This is a genomic window from Klebsiella sp. R445, from assembly GCF_051131755.1.
GTDB classification, from domain to species: Bacteria; Pseudomonadota; Gammaproteobacteria; order Enterobacterales; family Enterobacteriaceae; genus Klebsiella; species Klebsiella lignicola.
Window position 1 is genome coordinate 4,692,584 of record NZ_CP180446.1, and the last position, 15,684, is coordinate 4,708,267.

The 15,684-nt window shown below is 57.7% G+C and carries 16 protein-coding genes; 13 read left to right on the plus strand and 3 right to left on the minus strand.

Annotation, left to right across the window (positions count from 1 at the left end; all coding sequences use genetic code 11):
• The first annotated feature begins 69 nt into the window (after nucleotides 1-69).
• Nucleotides 70-555 (plus strand): phosphohistidine phosphatase SixA, encoded by a 486-nt coding sequence (sixA, locus tag ACMYSN_RS22180; protein WP_462496190.1) that lies wholly within the window; start codon nucleotides 70-72, stop codon nucleotides 553-555.
• A 21-nt stretch (nucleotides 556-576) separates the two neighbouring features.
• Here the strand turns inward: sixA and smrB are convergent, their stop codons facing one another.
• Complete coding sequence (gene smrB, locus ACMYSN_RS22185; RefSeq protein ID WP_123755284.1) at nucleotides 577-1,128, minus strand: endonuclease SmrB; 552 nt, start codon at nucleotides 1,126-1,128, stop codon at nucleotides 577-579.
• Nucleotides 1,129-1,294: 166 nt separating this feature from the next.
• Between smrB and prmB the strand changes: the two genes are divergently transcribed.
• The 6 genes from prmB to ACMYSN_RS22215 are packed head-to-tail and all read left to right on the plus strand — an operon-like array spanning nucleotide 1,295 to nucleotide 5,834.
• A complete protein-coding gene (prmB, locus tag ACMYSN_RS22190; protein WP_123755283.1) occupies nucleotides 1,295-2,227 on the plus strand; it encodes a 50S ribosomal protein L3 N(5)-glutamine methyltransferase in 933 nt (310 codons plus the stop codon).
• Nucleotides 2,228-2,256: 29 nt separating this feature from the next.
• Nucleotides 2,257-3,342: a chorismate synthase gene (gene aroC, locus ACMYSN_RS22195; protein WP_123755282.1), complete on the plus strand. Its 1,086-nt coding sequence runs from the start codon at nucleotides 2,257-2,259 to the stop codon at nucleotides 3,340-3,342.
• Nucleotides 3,343-3,345: 3 nt separating this feature from the next.
• Nucleotides 3,346-4,170: a penicillin-insensitive murein endopeptidase gene (gene mepA, locus ACMYSN_RS22200; RefSeq protein WP_123755281.1), complete on the plus strand. Its 825-nt coding sequence runs from the start codon at nucleotides 3,346-3,348 to the stop codon at nucleotides 4,168-4,170.
• Nucleotides 4,170-4,979 (plus strand): sulfite exporter TauE/SafE family protein, encoded by an 810-nt coding sequence (locus ACMYSN_RS22205; protein WP_123755280.1) that lies wholly within the window; start codon nucleotides 4,170-4,172, stop codon nucleotides 4,977-4,979. The genes mepA and ACMYSN_RS22205 overlap by 1 nt, the downstream gene beginning before the upstream one ends.
• The gene (locus ACMYSN_RS22210) at nucleotides 4,979-5,527 is read left to right on the plus strand and encodes an elongation factor P hydroxylase (protein WP_462496191.1); all 549 of its coding nucleotides are present in this window, start codon (nucleotides 4,979-4,981) and stop codon (nucleotides 5,525-5,527) included. Before ACMYSN_RS22205 ends, ACMYSN_RS22210 begins: the two co-directional genes overlap by 1 nt.
• A 31-nt stretch (nucleotides 5,528-5,558) precedes the next feature.
• A complete protein-coding gene (locus ACMYSN_RS22215) occupies nucleotides 5,559-5,834 on the plus strand; it encodes a YfcL family protein (RefSeq protein WP_123755278.1) in 276 nt (91 codons plus the stop codon).
• 111 nt (nucleotides 5,835-5,945) lie between these two features.
• Here ACMYSN_RS22215 and mnmC read toward each other — a convergent pair whose 3' ends face one another.
• Nucleotides 5,946-7,934 carry a bifunctional tRNA (5-methylaminomethyl-2-thiouridine)(34)-methyltransferase MnmD/FAD-dependent 5-carboxymethylaminomethyl-2-thiouridine(34) oxidoreductase MnmC gene (mnmC, locus tag ACMYSN_RS22220; protein ID WP_462496192.1) on the minus strand — a complete coding sequence of 663 codons (1,989 nt, stop codon included), beginning with the start codon at nucleotides 7,932-7,934 and terminating at the stop codon, nucleotides 5,946-5,948.
• Nucleotides 7,935-8,093: 159 nt separating this feature from the next.
• On the opposite strand from mnmC, the gene fabB reads away from it, so the two are divergent.
• Together fabB and ACMYSN_RS22230 are read left to right on the plus strand one after the other, a co-directional pair.
• The gene (fabB, locus tag ACMYSN_RS22225) at nucleotides 8,094-9,311 is read left to right on the plus strand and encodes a beta-ketoacyl-ACP synthase I (protein ID WP_123755276.1); all 1,218 of its coding nucleotides are present in this window, start codon (nucleotides 8,094-8,096) and stop codon (nucleotides 9,309-9,311) included.
• Nucleotides 9,312-9,529: 218 nt separating this feature from the next.
• Nucleotides 9,530-10,705 (plus strand): MFS transporter, encoded by a 1,176-nt coding sequence (locus ACMYSN_RS22230; protein ID WP_187042503.1) that lies wholly within the window; start codon nucleotides 9,530-9,532, stop codon nucleotides 10,703-10,705.
• A gap of 63 nt (nucleotides 10,706-10,768) precedes the next feature.
• Here ACMYSN_RS22230 and flk read toward each other — a convergent pair whose 3' ends face one another.
• Complete coding sequence (flk, locus tag ACMYSN_RS22235; protein WP_462496193.1) at nucleotides 10,769-11,752, minus strand: flagella biosynthesis regulator; 984 nt, start codon at nucleotides 11,750-11,752, stop codon at nucleotides 10,769-10,771.
• A gap of 109 nt (nucleotides 11,753-11,861) precedes the next feature.
• Between flk and pdxB the strand changes: the two genes are divergently transcribed.
• The 4 genes from pdxB to ACMYSN_RS22255 all read left to right on the plus strand — a co-directional run bounded on the left by pdxB (nucleotide 11,862) and on the right by ACMYSN_RS22255 (nucleotide 15,645).
• Nucleotides 11,862-12,998, plus strand: a complete 1,137-nt coding sequence (pdxB, locus tag ACMYSN_RS22240) for a 4-phosphoerythronate dehydrogenase (RefSeq protein ID WP_462496194.1) — start codon at nucleotides 11,862-11,864, stop codon at nucleotides 12,996-12,998.
• Between the two features lie 62 nt (nucleotides 12,999-13,060).
• Nucleotides 13,061-14,074, plus strand: coding sequence for an aspartate-semialdehyde dehydrogenase family protein (locus ACMYSN_RS22245; protein ID WP_462496195.1), 1,014 nt, complete (start codon nucleotides 13,061-13,063; stop codon nucleotides 14,072-14,074).
• Entirely contained in the window at nucleotides 14,074-14,886 is an 813-nt protein-coding gene (gene truA, locus ACMYSN_RS22250; RefSeq protein WP_462496196.1) for a tRNA pseudouridine synthase A, read from the plus strand. The genes ACMYSN_RS22245 and truA overlap by 1 nt, the downstream gene beginning before the upstream one ends.
• Before the next feature lie 99 nt (nucleotides 14,887-14,985).
• Nucleotides 14,986-15,645 (plus strand): DedA family protein, encoded by a 660-nt coding sequence (locus tag ACMYSN_RS22255; protein WP_462496197.1) that lies wholly within the window; start codon nucleotides 14,986-14,988, stop codon nucleotides 15,643-15,645.
• Nucleotides 15,646-15,684 lie beyond the last annotated feature (39 nt).

The following is a 15,684-nucleotide window of genomic DNA, read 5'->3' on the forward strand; positions in this document are numbered from 1 at the left end:
ACCGGGTCGACTGCGTGCTTTCTATGCAGGTAAGACTGCGGTGCTTCTGGTTAACAAAAGCGGTGCAATATGCAAGTTTTTATCATGCGTCACGGCGACGCTGCCCTCGATGCAGCCAGTGACTCGGTTCGTCCACTAACCGTATGTGGTTGTGATGAATCCCGTCAGATGGCAACCTGGCTGAAAGGTCAGAAAGTGGATATTGAACGGGTTCTGGTCAGTCCTTACCTGCGTGCACAACAGACGCTGGATGTGGTAAGAGAGTGCGTGAACCTGCCTGAAAATGTCGACGTGATGCCGGAGCTCACGCCGTGTGGCGATGTGGGTATGGTCAACGCCTGGCTTCAGACGCTGGCAAATGAAGGTGTCTCAACGGTGCTGGTCGTTTCGCACCTGCCGCTGGTGGGGTACCTCGTCTCAGAGCTGTGTCCGGGAGAAACTCCCCCGATGTTTACCACGTCGGCCATTGCCTGTGTCACGCTGGATGCGGACGGCAAAGGTGAGTTTACCTGGCAGATGAGCCCCTGCAATCTGAAGATGGCAAAAGCTATCTAATCTCCCTCCGGAGCATCCGTATTACGGAAGCTCCGGCGGTTGCCACTCTTCCACCTCAATCAGTACCAGCAGTGCGGCGTCTCCGCCGTACTCTTTTGGTGCCTGATGAAACGCCATAATATGCGGATGTTGTGCCAGCCACAGCGGCGTTTGCTGCTTGAGAATGTGCTTGCCATGACCGTGCATCACGCAGGCGCAAAAAACATGCTCCCGACGACAGGCGGCGATCAGCGCCCCGAGCTCCTGCTTGGCCTGCTGCTGGGTTAAGCCATGCAGATCGAGGAACAGCTCAGGCGAATAATCCCCGCGGCGCAGTTTTTTCAGCTCAAAATGGCTTACATCAGCGCGGACGTATTTTGCCGACCCTTCGCTATTCAGCAGCGGCTGAAACTCATCCGAAAAATAGTGGCTGTTATCCACCTGCTCCTGCAGTAAACGCTTGGGCGGTACGTCGGTGATTTTCTTGCGCAGCGGGCGGTGAACGATCGTGTCCTGCTTAATCTGACGGGTACCGGTCATTAGCTGTCGGAACAGCGCCTGATCCTCGTCGCTTAGCGATGTTTTCTTTTTCATTGCCCACTCTCATCATTTCTTTTCGCTAGTTTACCCGACTCGGCCTCTGTTCAGGCAAGCAAAACGTATTTTTCCCCGCCGGCCTGACGTAAGAATGCTGATTTATCGCCGTCTTCGTGGCAAACTAGCCGCCGAAATTACCGTATAGCGTGTCCTGGAGGATGGCGTGGATAAAATTTTTGTTGATGAAGCAGTCAATGAGCTGCATACCATTCAGGACATGTTGCGTTGGGCTGTCAGCCGCTTTAGCGCGGCGAATATCTGGTATGGCCATGGAACCGATAACCCGTGGGATGAGGCGGTACAGCTGGTGCTGCCTTCGCTGTACCTGCCGCTGGATATCCCGGAGGACATGCATACCGCCCGTCTGACATCCAGTGAAAAACACCGCATTGTTGAACGCGTGATCCGTCGTATCAACGAACGTATTCCGGTGGCTTACCTGACCAATAAAGCTTGGTTCTGCGGCCACGAGTTCTTCGTTGATGAGCGGGTGCTGGTGCCGCGCTCCCCGATCGGCGAACTGATCAATAACCACTTCTCCGGCCTGATCGACCATCAGCCGCAGCATATTCTCGACATGTGCACCGGTAGCGGCTGCATTGCGATTGCCTGCGCCTACTCCTTCCCGGAAGCGGAAGTGGACGCGGTGGATATTTCCATCGACGCGCTGGCCGTTGCTGAACAAAACGTCGAAGCGCACGGCCTGATCCACCAGGTGACGCCGATTCGTTCCGATCTGTTCCGCGACCTGCCGAAAGTGCAGTACGACCTGATCGTCACCAACCCGCCGTACGTTGATGAAGAAGATATGTCCGATCTGCCGGGTGAATATCGCCACGAGCCGGTGCTGGGTCTGGCCTCCGGCAGCGATGGCCTGAAGCTGACGCGCCGCATCCTCGGCAACGCACCGGATTATCTCAGCGACGACGGGATTCTGATTTGTGAAGTCGGTAACAGCATGGTACATCTGATTGAGCAGTATCCGGACGTGCCGTTTACCTGGCTCGAGTTTGATAATGGCGGGGATGGCGTCTTCATGCTGACCAAATCACAGCTGATCGCTGCCCGCGCGCATTTCGGCATTTATAAAGACTAAAAACAACACGCAAACATGACGGAGCCGTGATGGCAGGAAACACAATTGGACAACTCTTTCGCGTCACCACCTTTGGCGAATCGCATGGGCTGGCGCTGGGCTGTATCGTTGACGGAGTGCCGCCAGGCATTCCGCTGACCGAAGCCGATCTGCAGCACGATCTGGACCGTCGCCGTCCGGGAACGTCGCGCTACACCACCCAGCGCCGTGAACCGGATCAGGTGAAGATTCTGTCCGGGGTATTCGAAGGTGTCACCACCGGCACCAGCATTGGTTTGCTGATTGAAAATACCGATCAGCGCTCGCAGGATTACGGTGCGATCAAAGATGTGTTCCGCCCGGGACACGCCGACTACACCTATGAGCAGAAATATGGCCTGCGCGACTACCGCGGGGGCGGTCGCTCTTCGGCGCGTGAAACCGCGATGCGCGTCGCCGCTGGCGCCATTGCCAAGAAATACCTCGCGCAAAAATTCGGGATTGTTATCCGTGGCTGTCTGACCCAGATGGGCGATATTCCGCTGGCGATAAAAGACTGGGATCAGGTTGAACAGAATCCCTTCTTCTGTCCGGACCCGGAGAAGATCGACGCGCTGGATGAACTGATGCGTGGCCTGAAAAAAGAGGGCGACTCCATCGGGGCGAAAGTCACCGTGATTGCCGACGGCGTACCTGCCGGGCTCGGCGAGCCGGTATTTGACCGTCTGGATGCCGACATTGCCCACGCGATGATGAGTATCAATGCTGTCAAAGGCGTGGAAATTGGCGATGGTTTCGAGGTGGTCAAACTGCGCGGCAGTCAAAATCGCGATGAAATCACCAAAGCCGGCTTCCAGAGCAACCATGCGGGCGGCATTCTGGGTGGTATCAGCAGCGGTCAGCAGATCGTCGCCAATATCGCGCTGAAACCGACCTCCAGCATTACCGTACCGGGACATACGATTAACCGTTTCGGTGACGAAGTCGAGATGATCACCAAAGGGCGCCACGATCCTTGTGTAGGCATTCGTGCGGTGCCGATCGCTGAAGCGATGCTGGCGATCGTCTTAATGGATCACTTTATGCGTCAGCGCGCACAAAATGGCGACGTGACGACATCTATTCCACGCTGGTAATCGATGAAAAAAACCGTTATCGCTTTGCTGGCGCTTGTCGCCAGCTCTGCCAGCCTCGCGGCAACGCCGTGGCAAAAAATCTCCCAGCCAATCGCCGGCAGCGCGCAGTCTATCGGTGCCTTTGCTAACGGCTGTATCGTGGGGGCGCAGGGGCTGCCGCTAAACTCGGCCAGTTACCAGGTTATGCGTACCGACCAGCGTCGCTATTTCGGTCATCCGGATCTGGTGCAGTTTATCCAGCGTCTGGGCAACCAGGTGCATAGCCGTGGCATGGGCACGCTGCTGATTGGCGACATGGGGATGCCGGCGGGCGGGCGCTTTAACGGCGGTCATGCCAGCCATCAAAGCGGGCTAGATGTCGATATCTTCCTCCAGCTCCCGCAGACCCGCTGGAGCTCGGCTCAGTTGCTGAAACCGCAGGCGCTGGATCTGGTTGCCCGCGACGGTAAGCACGTGGTGCCGTCTCTGTGGAGCCCGCAAATCAGCAACCTGATTAAACTGGCGGCAGAAGATAACGACGTCACGCGCATTTTTGTGAACCCGGCTATCAAGCAGCAGCTGTGCCTCGACGCCGGTCAGGATCGTGACTGGCTACGCAAAGTGCGGCCGTGGTTCCAGCATCGTGCGCACATGCACGTGCGTCTGCGTTGCCCGGCGGGCAGCCTGGAGTGCGAAGAGCAGGCCCCACCACCGGCAGGTGATGGCTGCGGCGCCGAGTTGCAAAGCTGGTTTGAACCACCAAAACCTGGAACCACCTCTCCTGTGAAGAAGACGCCGCCGCCGTTGCCGCCTTCCTGCCAGGCACTACTGGATGAGCACGTGCTGTAATGGAAAGCTTTGTTGACCTGTTTATGGTGTCACCGATGGTACTGGTGGTGCTTTTTTTCGTGGCTATTCTGGCTGGGTTTATTGATTCGCTGGCGGGTGGCGGTGGACTGCTGACCGTCCCGGCGCTGATGGCCGCCGGGCTACCTCCGGCGCAGGCGCTGGCGACCAACAAGCTGCAGGCCTGCGGCGGGTCGCTTTCGGCGTCGCTCTATTTTATCCGCCGCAAGGTGGTGAACCTGGCTGACCAGAAGCTAAATATCCTGATGACCTTTATCGGCTCGACTGCAGGCGCGCTGCTGGTGCAGCACGTCCAGTCCGATATTCTGCGTCAGATCCTGCCGGTGCTGGTGATCGGCATCGGCCTGTATTTCCTGCTGATGCCGAGATTAGGTGAAGCAGACCGCCAGCGTCGCCTGTATGGCCTGCCGTTTGCCTTGATTGCAGGCGGCTGTGTGGGCTTTTATGACGGTTTCTTTGGGCCGGGTGCCGGTTCCTTCTATGCGCTGGCCTTCGTCACGCTGGCCGGGTTTAACCTCGCCAAATCAACCGCCCATGCCAAAGTACTGAACGCCACCTCCAACGTCGGCGGGCTGCTGTTGTTTATCATTGGCGGCAAAGTAATTTGGGCCACCGGGTTCGTGATGATGGCGGGGCAGTTTATTGGCGCCCGTGCCGGTTCACGGCTGGTACTGAGTAAAGGACAATCGTTGATTCGTCCGATGATTGTGGTTGTCTCCGCCGTGATGAGCGCGAAACTTCTTTATGACAGCCACGGGGCTGAAATTCTTCAGTGGTTGGGAATTCATTAATGCAACAGCAACACCATTATCAGCAGCTGATCGCGATTTTTGACGGCTGCTTTGCCGACGATTTTAATACCCGTCTGATTAAAGGCGATGACGAACCGATCTATCTTCCGGCAGACAACGACGTGCCCTATAACCGTATCGTCTTTGCCCATGGCTTTTATGCCAGCGGACTGCATGAAATTTCCCACTGGTGTATCGCGGGCAAGGCGCGTCGCGAACAGGTTGATTTCGGTTACTGGTACTGCCCGGATGGTCGTGACGCGATGACCCAGTGCAAGTTCGAAGAGGTGGAAGTCAAGCCCCAGGCTTTTGACTGGCTATTTTGCGTCGCGGCAGGTTTTCCGTTTAACGTCAGCTGCGACAACCTGGAAGGGGACTTTGAGCCCGATCGCATTGCCTTCCAGCGCCGCGTTCATGCACAGGTGATGACCCTGCTTGAGCAAGGGATCCCTGAGCGCCCGGCGCGCTTGATCCGGGCCTTACAAGATTATTATCAGACGCCGCCACTGACGGCAGAACAATTCCCGTGGCCGGAAGACCTGCACTAACGCCACGTTTGACACTAGAAGAGGAAAGACAATGCTCGCGGAGTTTGAATCACGCATTCTGGCACTGATCGATGAAATGGTAGACCACGCCAGTGATGATGAACTGTTTGCCAGCGGCTATCTGCGCGGCCACCTGACACTGGCGGTTGCCGAGCTGGAAGGAGGGGACGACCACTCTGCGAAAGCGATCAACGATCAGGTCGTTCGCAGCCTGGAGAAAGCGATCGGCGCCGGTGAACTCTCGCCGCCGGACCAGATCCTGGTTCAGGGGATGTGGGACAGTTTATATCAGCGCGCAACCCACTAACTGCCGCTGAACGCCCGGCCTGAGGATCTGGCCGGGTGGTGCGACGCCGGGTATCGCGCCGGCGCCGCGCTGTACAAATTGATTCACTGTCTGCCAGACGCGTCCTGCGGCTTACTTCACCGCCTTTCCCTTCAGCAGTTTTCTTACCCATAAACGATTCGGATTCAGCCCCGCCAGGGTAGTCGCATCCAGCGGCAGCGGTTCACCGCTCATCTGTGCCGCCAGAAGTTCCGCCGCTAACGGCGCGGAGCACAATCCACGTGAGCCCAGCGCGCCCAGCACGAACAGATTGCGATGTACCGGTGCCGTCGGCGCCTGCTCTTTCTCTTCGGCCAGCGTCGCGTACTGCGTCAAGGTGGCGTCATAATCCGGGACATTGCCCACCATCGGTAAATGGTCGCGGGTCGCGCAGCGCACACCGCAGCGGGCCTCATTGCCGCTGACATCCACTTCTTTTGCCCACGCCGCCTGCGGGAAGCAGTCAATCAACCGTTGCCGGTTGCGCTGCTGGTCTTCGGCGCTGAAAGCCGGGTCGCTCTGTCCGCGGTGATAGCTGGCGCCGATGCAGTGCTGCTGATTATGGGGATTCTGCGGCGTCAGGTAGCCGTCATAGCACAGGACCTGACGCAGCGCCGCCAGCCCTGACGTGGTGGGGATATGGCTGACCTGGCCCGCCACCGGATAGGCTGGCAGATGTTCGGTCTGGGAGAAACCGGTGAGCTGATGGCCGTTGGCCAGCACCACCACCCCATGTTGATGCTGGTTGTTAAGCTGCCAGCCGTCATGGTCGACGCTCAGGGTCGAGACGTTAACGCCATAGTGCGTACGCAATCCGCGGATGGCGGCCAGCGCAAACAGTTCGGCCGTGAGCTGCTGCGGATAGAGCCAACCGCCGGCGGGATAGGTGATTCCGCCGCAGCCGGTGTCCACTCCCGTGTCCTGCGCGACGGTCTGGGCATTAACCGCCATCGCGATACCTTCCGGTAGCCCGATCGACAGCATCTGGCTGATCTTCTGTTCGCTCTTTTCATCCCAGGCAAGCTGGGTGACGCCGCACCACTGGTGGTCAAACATCACCGGGAGCGCGTCATACAGGCGGCGGGCAAAGGTAAATGCGGCCGGGAAGAAGCGCGCCAGTGCCGGGTCGTGCTGGGTCAGCAGCGGGTAGAGCGCCCCCTGACGGTTGCCCGAGGCGCCTTCGGCCGGGGCCTGATCGGCGCAGTATAAGCTGACCTTCCAGCCACGGCGCAGCAAGGCGAGCGCGAGCAGGGCGCTGGCGATGCCACCACCGACAATCGCCACATCGCGCTGCTGGCTGCCGGTACGGGCAAACCAGGGCGTACGTACCGGGACATTCAGCGTCTGCGCCATCTCGCCGACGAGCATTTCGCGTTTGCGGCCAAAACCTTTGCATTTGCGCATGGTAAATCCGGCGTCCTGCAGACCGCGACGCACAAAACCGGCGGACGTAAACGTAGCCAGGGTGCCGCCCGGCCTTGCCAGACGGGCCATCGCAGAAAACAGCGTCGGGGTCCACATGTCCGGATTTTTCGCCGGGGCGAAGCCATCGAGAAACCAGGCGTCGACCTGCTGATTCAGCGAGTCGTCAAGCTCGTGGGTCAGTTCATTAATATCCCCGAACCACAAATCCAGCGTCACGCGCCCGTCGTCGAGCAGCAAGCGGTGGCAGCCCGCGAGCGGCAGCGGCCACTGTTCCTGCAACTGTTCGGCCCACGGCGCCAGTTCGGGCCAGTGGGCATGCGCGCGCTGCAGATCGGCGGCGGTCAGCGGAAATTTTTCAAAACTGATGAAATGTAATCTTTGCAGGGTAGCGTCGGGGTTGTCGCGGCGAAAAACGTCAAACGCCTGCCACAGGGTCAGGAAATTGAGACCCGTGCCAAACCCGCTTTCGGCGACGATGAACAGCGGGTGCGGGTGCACCGGAAAGCGCTCGCTGAGGCGGTTGCCGCCGAGAAAAACGAAGCGTGTCTCTTCCAGACCATTGTCATTGGAAAAGTACACATCATCGAAGTCTCGGGAAACAGGTGTACCCTCAGCATTGAATTCCAGGTTGGCAGGTTGTATGGCGTTTTGTTTCACGTAAGTTACTCGAATCTCAAGGCGTGCAACGATCTTAACGATGTGTGCCGGACGGCGCAAATTTATGCTTAATTTGTCTGATCGGACTTGTTCAGCGTACAAGTGTACGCTATTGTGCGACTCGAAACTTAAAATAGCATGACTTTATAGAGGTATTGAATGAAACGTGCAGTGATTACTGGCCTGGGCATCGTTTCCAGCATCGGTAACAACCAGCAGGAAGTCCTGGAATCTCTGCGTGAAGGACGCTCGGGGATCACTTTCTCTCAAGAATTCAAAGATTCTGGTATGCGTAGCCACGTATGGGGTAACGTCAAACTGGACACCACGGGTCTTATCGACCGCAAAGTGGTCCGTTTCATGAACGATGCCTCTATCTATGCTTATCTCTCAATGCAGCAGGCTGTCGAAGATGCAGGACTGAAAGAAGAGGTGTATCAAAACAACCCTCGCGTCGGTCTGATTGCTGGTTCCGGCGGTTCTTCTAAGTCTCAGGTGTTTGGCGCAGATGCCATGCGTAGCCCGCGTGGCCTGAAAGCAGTTGGTCCTTATGTGGTGACCAAAGCGATGGCTTCTGCCGTTTCTGCCTGCCTGGCGACCCCGTTCAAAATTCACGGCGTGAACTACTCCATCAGCTCTGCATGTGCAACTTCTGCACACTGTATCGGCAGCGCGGTTGAGCAGATTCAACTGGGCAAACAGGATATCGTGTTTGCTGGCGGCGGCGAAGAGCTGTGCTGGGAAATGGCCTGTGAATTTGACGCGATGGGCGCTCTGTCCACCAAATATAACGAAACGCCGGACAAAGCTTCCCGTACTTATGATGCACACCGTGACGGTTTCGTTATCGCCGGCGGCGGCGGTATGGTCGTGGTTGAAGAGCTGGAACACGCTCTGGCCCGCGGCGCGCACATCTATGCTGAAGTGGTTGGCTACGGCGCAACCTCTGACGGTGCTGACATGGTTGCCCCGTCCGGTGAAGGCGCAGTGCGCTGCATGAAGCAGGCGATGGCCGGTGTGGACACCCCAATCGACTACCTGAACTCCCACGGCACCTCTACCCCGGTAGGCGACGTGAAAGAACTGGGCGCTATCCGTGAAGTATTCGGTGACCACAGCCCGGCTATCTCCGCTACCAAAGCGATGACCGGCCACTCTCTGGGTGCCGCTGGCGTGCAGGAAGCCATCTACTCTCTGCTGATGCTGGAACACGGCTTTATTGCGCCAAGCATCAACATCGACGAGATGGATGAGCAGGCTGCAGGTCTGAACATCGTCACCAAACCAACCGAGTCTGCGCTGACGACTGTCATGTCCAACAGCTTTGGTTTTGGCGGCACCAACGCCACGCTGGTGATGCGTAAACACAACGCGTAATCCAGCGGCGTAATGCCAACTGATGCATAAAAGGGAGCCAACCGGCTCCCTTTTTGTCTTCTTGACAGCACCAGGGCTCGGCAGGCAAACTGCTGCGGAACATTAATCTCCCCGATTATGCGTAAGCGTTTAACGTCATCCAACGCACCTAAACCCTGATCATCAGGTGGAGGGGGCGTGGCTATCACCTCGCCTTACTCTGCGAACTGGAGTAAAGCATGTCCGCAGCGACTGTCACAGCAACAACTCAATCAGCGAATGTTTCGCTATTTCGTATTACCTTTTCCGTTTTTCTGACCTATATGACCGTGGGATTACCGCTGCCGGTGATACCGCTTTTTGTGCACCATGATTTGGGCTTCGGCAACACTATGGTGGGGATTGCCGTGGGGATCCAGTTTCTGGCGACGGTGCTGACCCGCGGTTACGCCGGGCGTCTGGCTGACCAGCACGGTGCCAAACGTTCGGTGCTTCAGGGGATGCTGGCCTGTGCTCTGGCTGGCGCGGCATGGCTGCTGGCCGCGCTGCTGCCGGTGTCGGTGTGGGCAAAGTTTGCCTTATTGATACTGGGGCGCCTGATCCTCGGCTTTGGCGAAAGCCAGCTGCTGACCGGCAACCTGAGCTGGGGAATGGGGCTGGTGGGCCCGGCGCGTTCAGGAAAAGTGATGTCGTGGAACGGCATGGCAATGTACGGCGCACTGGCCGTTGGCGCGCCGCTGGGCTTACTGATCTACTCGCATTTTGGCGTTGCCGTGCTGGCCTGCGTCACCATGGCGTTACCGCTGCTGGCGCTGGCGATCAATGGCACAGTACGTAAGGTGCCGGCGCATGGCGGTGAACGTCCGTCGTTATGGAGCGTGGTCGGGATGATCTGGCGTCCGGGCATCGGGCTGGGGCTTCAGGGCGTCGGGTTTGCGGTGATCGGCACCTTTGTCTCGCTCTATTTTGCCAGCCGCGGCTGGGCGATGGCAGGCTTCACGCTGACCGCGTTTGGCGGTGCTTTTGTCCTGATGCGTATTCTGTTTGGCTGGATGCCGGACCGCTTTGGCGGGGTGAAGGTGGCGATGGTATCACTGCTCATCGAAGCCATCGGCCTGATTCTGCTGTGGCAGGCGCCGGTTGCCTGGGTGGCGCTGGCGGGCGCGGCGCTGACAGGGTGCGGCTGTTCGCTGATCTTCCCGTCATTAGGCGTTGAAGTGGTGAAGCGCGTCCCGGCGCAGGTACGTGGTACCGCATTAGGCGGCTATGCCGCATTCCAGGATATCTCATACGGCATCACCGGCCCGCTCGCTGGCTTGCTCGCCACCTCGCTGGGCTATTCCTCGGTGTTTATGGCCGGGGCGGCCTGTGCGCTGTTGGGCATTCTGGTGACGCTGCTCTCTTTACGTAAATAGCCGCGTAGATAACGCTATGACCCGGTCTGAAGCAGGGACCGGGTCTCTCGCCATACAGCTACTTCACATTAGCAGCCAGATCAGCCCAAGAACCACTAGCGCTGCCAGCAGAATCATCCACGGCTTTTTCAGGCGCTCAATAAGCGAAGCCGGTTCCGGCGGCAGCGGGGGAATGGCCAGCGTCTCCTGCGCTCTGGCGACACGTAAGACGAATATTTTGTTCAGCAGCGCCAGTACCTGGGTCGAACTCAAGGTCGTTTGCGGCGTGACGTGCCAGCTGTGCTGGGCAAAATCGACGATCGTCTGCCACTCGTGAACTTCCAGCGGCTGTTTCAGCGCCGCCTGCAGCAAGGTGAGCGTCGGTGCCGCCTGGCTGCTGAGCGTTTGTCGGGCATGCAGCCAGTAGGAGAGGGGCGTGAAGTGGGTCGCCGGGATCAGTTCTCCGGTTTTCACTCCGCTCAGTTCGAGCATTGACTGCCAGATCAGCTTGCCCGGTTCGCCGGTGGCGGCAGCAAGCCGACTGACCTGCTGGTTAAGGGTATTGTGCTCGGCGGGCAGAAGGGGGCGCAGGGTTGGCGGGCGTTGCTGCGGCTGCGGGATCGACAGCTGGCCGCTTTTCAGCAGCTGCAATACTTCTTGCAGATGCTCATCGGTGAGCGCATGCAGCGTGGTTTGCCCGTAATGTTGGCGAATATAATCGCTGACCGCCTGGCGGTTGTTTCCCCGGTTTAGCAGCTCGCTCAATTGCGCGAGGGTCTGGCGATGATGAAGGTTTTGCTGCGCCACACTTAGACGCTGATTCAGGTTATTTTCAGCGGCACTGAAATGGCACGACAGCAGGGATGCATCGCCTTTGAGTCCCAAATCGTGCCTGACTCCTGCCCACACTTCCGCATTCTGCTGCGACGTTAACGCCACCAGACGCGTAATCAGCCGCTCAAGGACGGTGCGTTGCTGTGTGGTCAGTGCTGGCTCACCGGTGACGGAAGCACCGGATGGACCACTCCCCGGAGGGCGGTCGGAGATACCTGAAACGGGATGTGTCATGATTAATCCTTTCCGTATTGCTGTACAGAGGCCCGGTGATGATGTTCCTGGCGGCGAGATTATGGCACACTTCCCCGGTTTACTCTTGTTCTCAGACAGGTACAAAACCGTGAAAATCCTCGTTGATGAAAATATGCCCTATGCCCGCGAGCTTTTTAGCCGATTAGGCGAGGTCGAGGCGGTCCCTGGCCGTCCTGTGCCGGTTGAGGCCCTCAGCGGCGCCGATGCGCTGATGGTTCGCTCCGTCACTAAGGTGAATGAAGCGCTGCTTTCCGGCAAAGGAATTACGTTCGTTGGCACCGCGACGGCCGGCACCGATCATGTCGATCAGGCGTGGCTGCAGCAGGCCGGGATCGGGTTTTCGGCCGCCCCTGGCTGTAACGCCATTGCAGTGGTTGAATATGTCTTCTCATCCCTGCTGATGCTGGCCGAGCGCGATGGTTTTGCGCTGACCGATCGTACCGTCGGGATTGTCGGGGTTGGCAACGTCGGCGGGCGTCTGCAAAAACGGCTGGAAGCGCTGGGGATTAAAACGCTGCTGTGCGATCCGCCGCGCGCCGATCGCGGTGATGAAGGTGACTTCCGCACGCTGGATGAGCTGGTTCAGGAAGCGGATGTTCTGACCTTCCACACGCCGCTGTTTAAAGACGGACCGTACAAATCCCTGCACCTCGCGGACGAGGCGTTAATTCGCCGTTTGAAGCCGGGCAGCGTGCTGATCAACGCCTGTCGCGGTCCGGTGGTGGATAACCACGCGCTGCTGGCCTGTCTGCAGTCCGGTCAGTCGCTAAGCGTGGTGCTGGACGTCTGGGAACCCGAGCCGGATCTGAACCTTGAACTGCTGAGCCGCGTTGATATCGGGACGCCGCACATTGCTGGCTACACCCTGGAAGGGAAAGCGCGCGGGACGACGCAGGTCTTTGAAGCCTACAGCGCCTTCATCGGTCACCCACGGCAGGTAGCGTTAGATACCTTGCTCCCGGCGCCAGAATTTGGCCGCATTACCCTGCATGGCCCACTCGATCAGCCAACGCTAAAAAGGCTGGTTCATTTGGTGTATGATGTGCGCCGCGATGATGCGCCGTTGCGAAAAGTCGCCGGCGTACCGGGTGAATTTGACAAGCTACGCAAGAATTATCAGGAACGCCGTGAATGGTCATCCCTGTACGTACAGTGCAGTGATGTGCAGGCGGCAACGCTGCTGCGTCAGCTCGGTTTTAATGCCGTACATCACCCCATTCGTTAATATCTTCTTAATGACTCTGCTGGATACTCCGGCAGAGTCGCTTTTCTCTGGAGTAAACCACCATGTCTGAAGGCTGGAATATTGCCGTACTGGGCGCAACGGGCGCCGTCGGCGAAGCCCTGCTTGAAACCCTTGCTGAACGTCAGTTCCCGGTGGGTGATATTTATGCGCTGGCGCGCAATGAGAGCGCAGGCGAGCATCTGCGTTTTAGCGGTAAGTCGGTTGTGGTACAGGATGCCGCCGCATTTGACTGGACTCAGGCCCAGCTGGCCTTTTTTGCCGCCGGTGTCGAAGCCAGTGCGACCTATGTTGAAGAGGCCACCAACGCCGGTTGCCTGGTTATCGATCTCAGCGGCCTGTTTGCGCTGGAGCCGGACGTTCCGCTGGTCGTCCCGGAAGTAAACCCGTTTGTACTGGCTGACTATCGCAATCGTAATGTGATTGCCGTCCCTAACAGCCTGACCAGCCAGCTGCTGGCGGCGCTGAAGCCGCTGATCGACGAAGGTGGTCTGTCGCGTATCGGGGTAACCAGCCTGATCTCTGCCTCCGCGCACGGTAAAAAAGCCGTGGATGCGCTGGCAGGGCAGAGTGCCAAACTGCTGAATGGTATCCCGATCGATGAGGATGATTTCTTTGGTCGTCAACTGGCGTTTAACATGCTGCCGCTGCTGCCGGATCGTGAAGGCAGCGTGCGCGAAGAGCGCCGTATCGTCGATGAAGTCCGCAAAATCCTGCAGGATGAAGGATTGATGATTTCGGCAAACGTCGTGCAGTCACCGGTCTTTTACGGTCATGCGCAGATGGTCAGCTTCGAAGCGCTGCGTCCGCTGGCGGCAGAAGAAGCGCGCGATGCCTTTGCCCGTGGTGAAGATATCGAGCTTTCAGAAGAACGTGAATTCCCGACTCAGGTCGGTGATGCATCCGGTACTGCACACCTGTCAGTCGCCTGCGTCCGCAACGATTACGGTATGCCAGAGCAGATTCAGTTCTGGTCTGTTGCCGATAACGTGCGTTTTGGCGGCGCGCTGATGGCGGTGAAAATTGCCGAGAAACTGGTGCAGGAGTATCTGTACTGATGTCTGAGCTGGAGCAGCTGCCGGTCTATAAAATCGCACTGGGTATTGAGTACGACGGCAGTAAGTATTACGGCTGGCAGCGGCAAAATGAAGTTCGCAGCGTGCAGGAGAAGCTGGAAAAGGCGCTCTCGCAGGTCGCCAATGAACCGATTAGCGTGTTCTGTGCCGGGCGTACCGATGCCGGCGTTCATGGTACCGGTCAGGTGGTCCATTTCGAGACCCGTGCGCTGCGTAAAGATGCCGCATGGACGCTCGGCGTAAATGCGAATTTACCTGGTGACATTGCCGTACGTTGGGTCAAACATGTTCCGGACGATTTTCATGCCCGGTTCAGCGCCACCGCCAGGCGCTATCGTTACGTCATCTATAATCACCGTCTGCGTCCGGCGGTGTTAAGTCAGGGTGTCACACATTATCACCAGACGCTGGACGCTGAGCGGATGCAACGTGCAGCACAGTGTCTGCTGGGTGAAAATGATTTCACGTCATTCCGCGCGGTGCAGTGCCAGTCGCGCACGCCGTGGCGGAATATTATCCATATCAGCGTCACTCGTTATGGCGCGTATGTGGTCGTGGATATCAAAGCGAATGCCTTTGTACATCATATGGTAAGGAACATTGTCGGCAGCTTGATGGAAGTGGGCGCCGGTAACCAGCCAGAGAGCTGGATTGCAGAACTTCTGGCGGCCAAAGACAGGAAGCTTGCCGCCGCAACGGCAAAAGCCGAAGGGTTGTATCTGGTGTCGGTAGATTATCCGGCCCGTTTCGACCTGCCGGTGATGCCGATGGGCCCGCTGTTTCTGGCGGACTAACGTATACGCTTTATCCTTCAGACTGCCTGGCAACGCACGGCGTGTTATCGGGCAGTATCCTGAGCGATGAAATGTCGTGCAATTAAGGATTTATACGATATGGACCTGATTCGTTTTTTAATTGATTTCATCCTGCATATTGATGTTCATCTGGCTGAGCTGGTTGCCGACTACGGTGTCTGGGTTTACGCCATTCTGTTTTTGATTCTGTTTTGCGAAACGGGTCTGGTGGTGACGCCATTCCTGCCGGGAGATTCGCTACTGTTTGTTGCGGGGGCGCTGTCAGCGTTGCCGACCAACGATCTGAATGTGCATCTGATGGTGGTCTTGATGGTGATCGCGGCGATTGTCGGCGATGCGCTGAACTACACCATTGGCCGGTTGTTTGGTGAAAAGCTCTTTAGTAATCCCAACTCGAAAATTTTCCGTCGTAGCTACCTGGATAAAACCCATTCGTTCTACGAACGTCATGGCGGTAAAACGATTATCCTCGCGCGCTTTGTGCCGATCGTCAGAACTTTCGCGCCGTTTGTGGCGGGAATGGGCCATATGTCCTATCGTCATTTTGCCATGTATAACGTGGCCGGCGCGCTGCTGTGGGTTCTGCTGTTTACCTATGCGGGCTATCTGTTTGGTGATTTGCCGATCGTACAGGAAAACCTGAAGCTGCTGATCGTCGCGATTATTGTGCTGTCGGTGCTGCCTGGGGTGATTGAAATCATTCGCCACAAGCGCGCTGCGGCGAAGCAGGCAAAATAGTCCAGACCTCGTGTTCCTCTTCGGGCGCAGCATCACGGC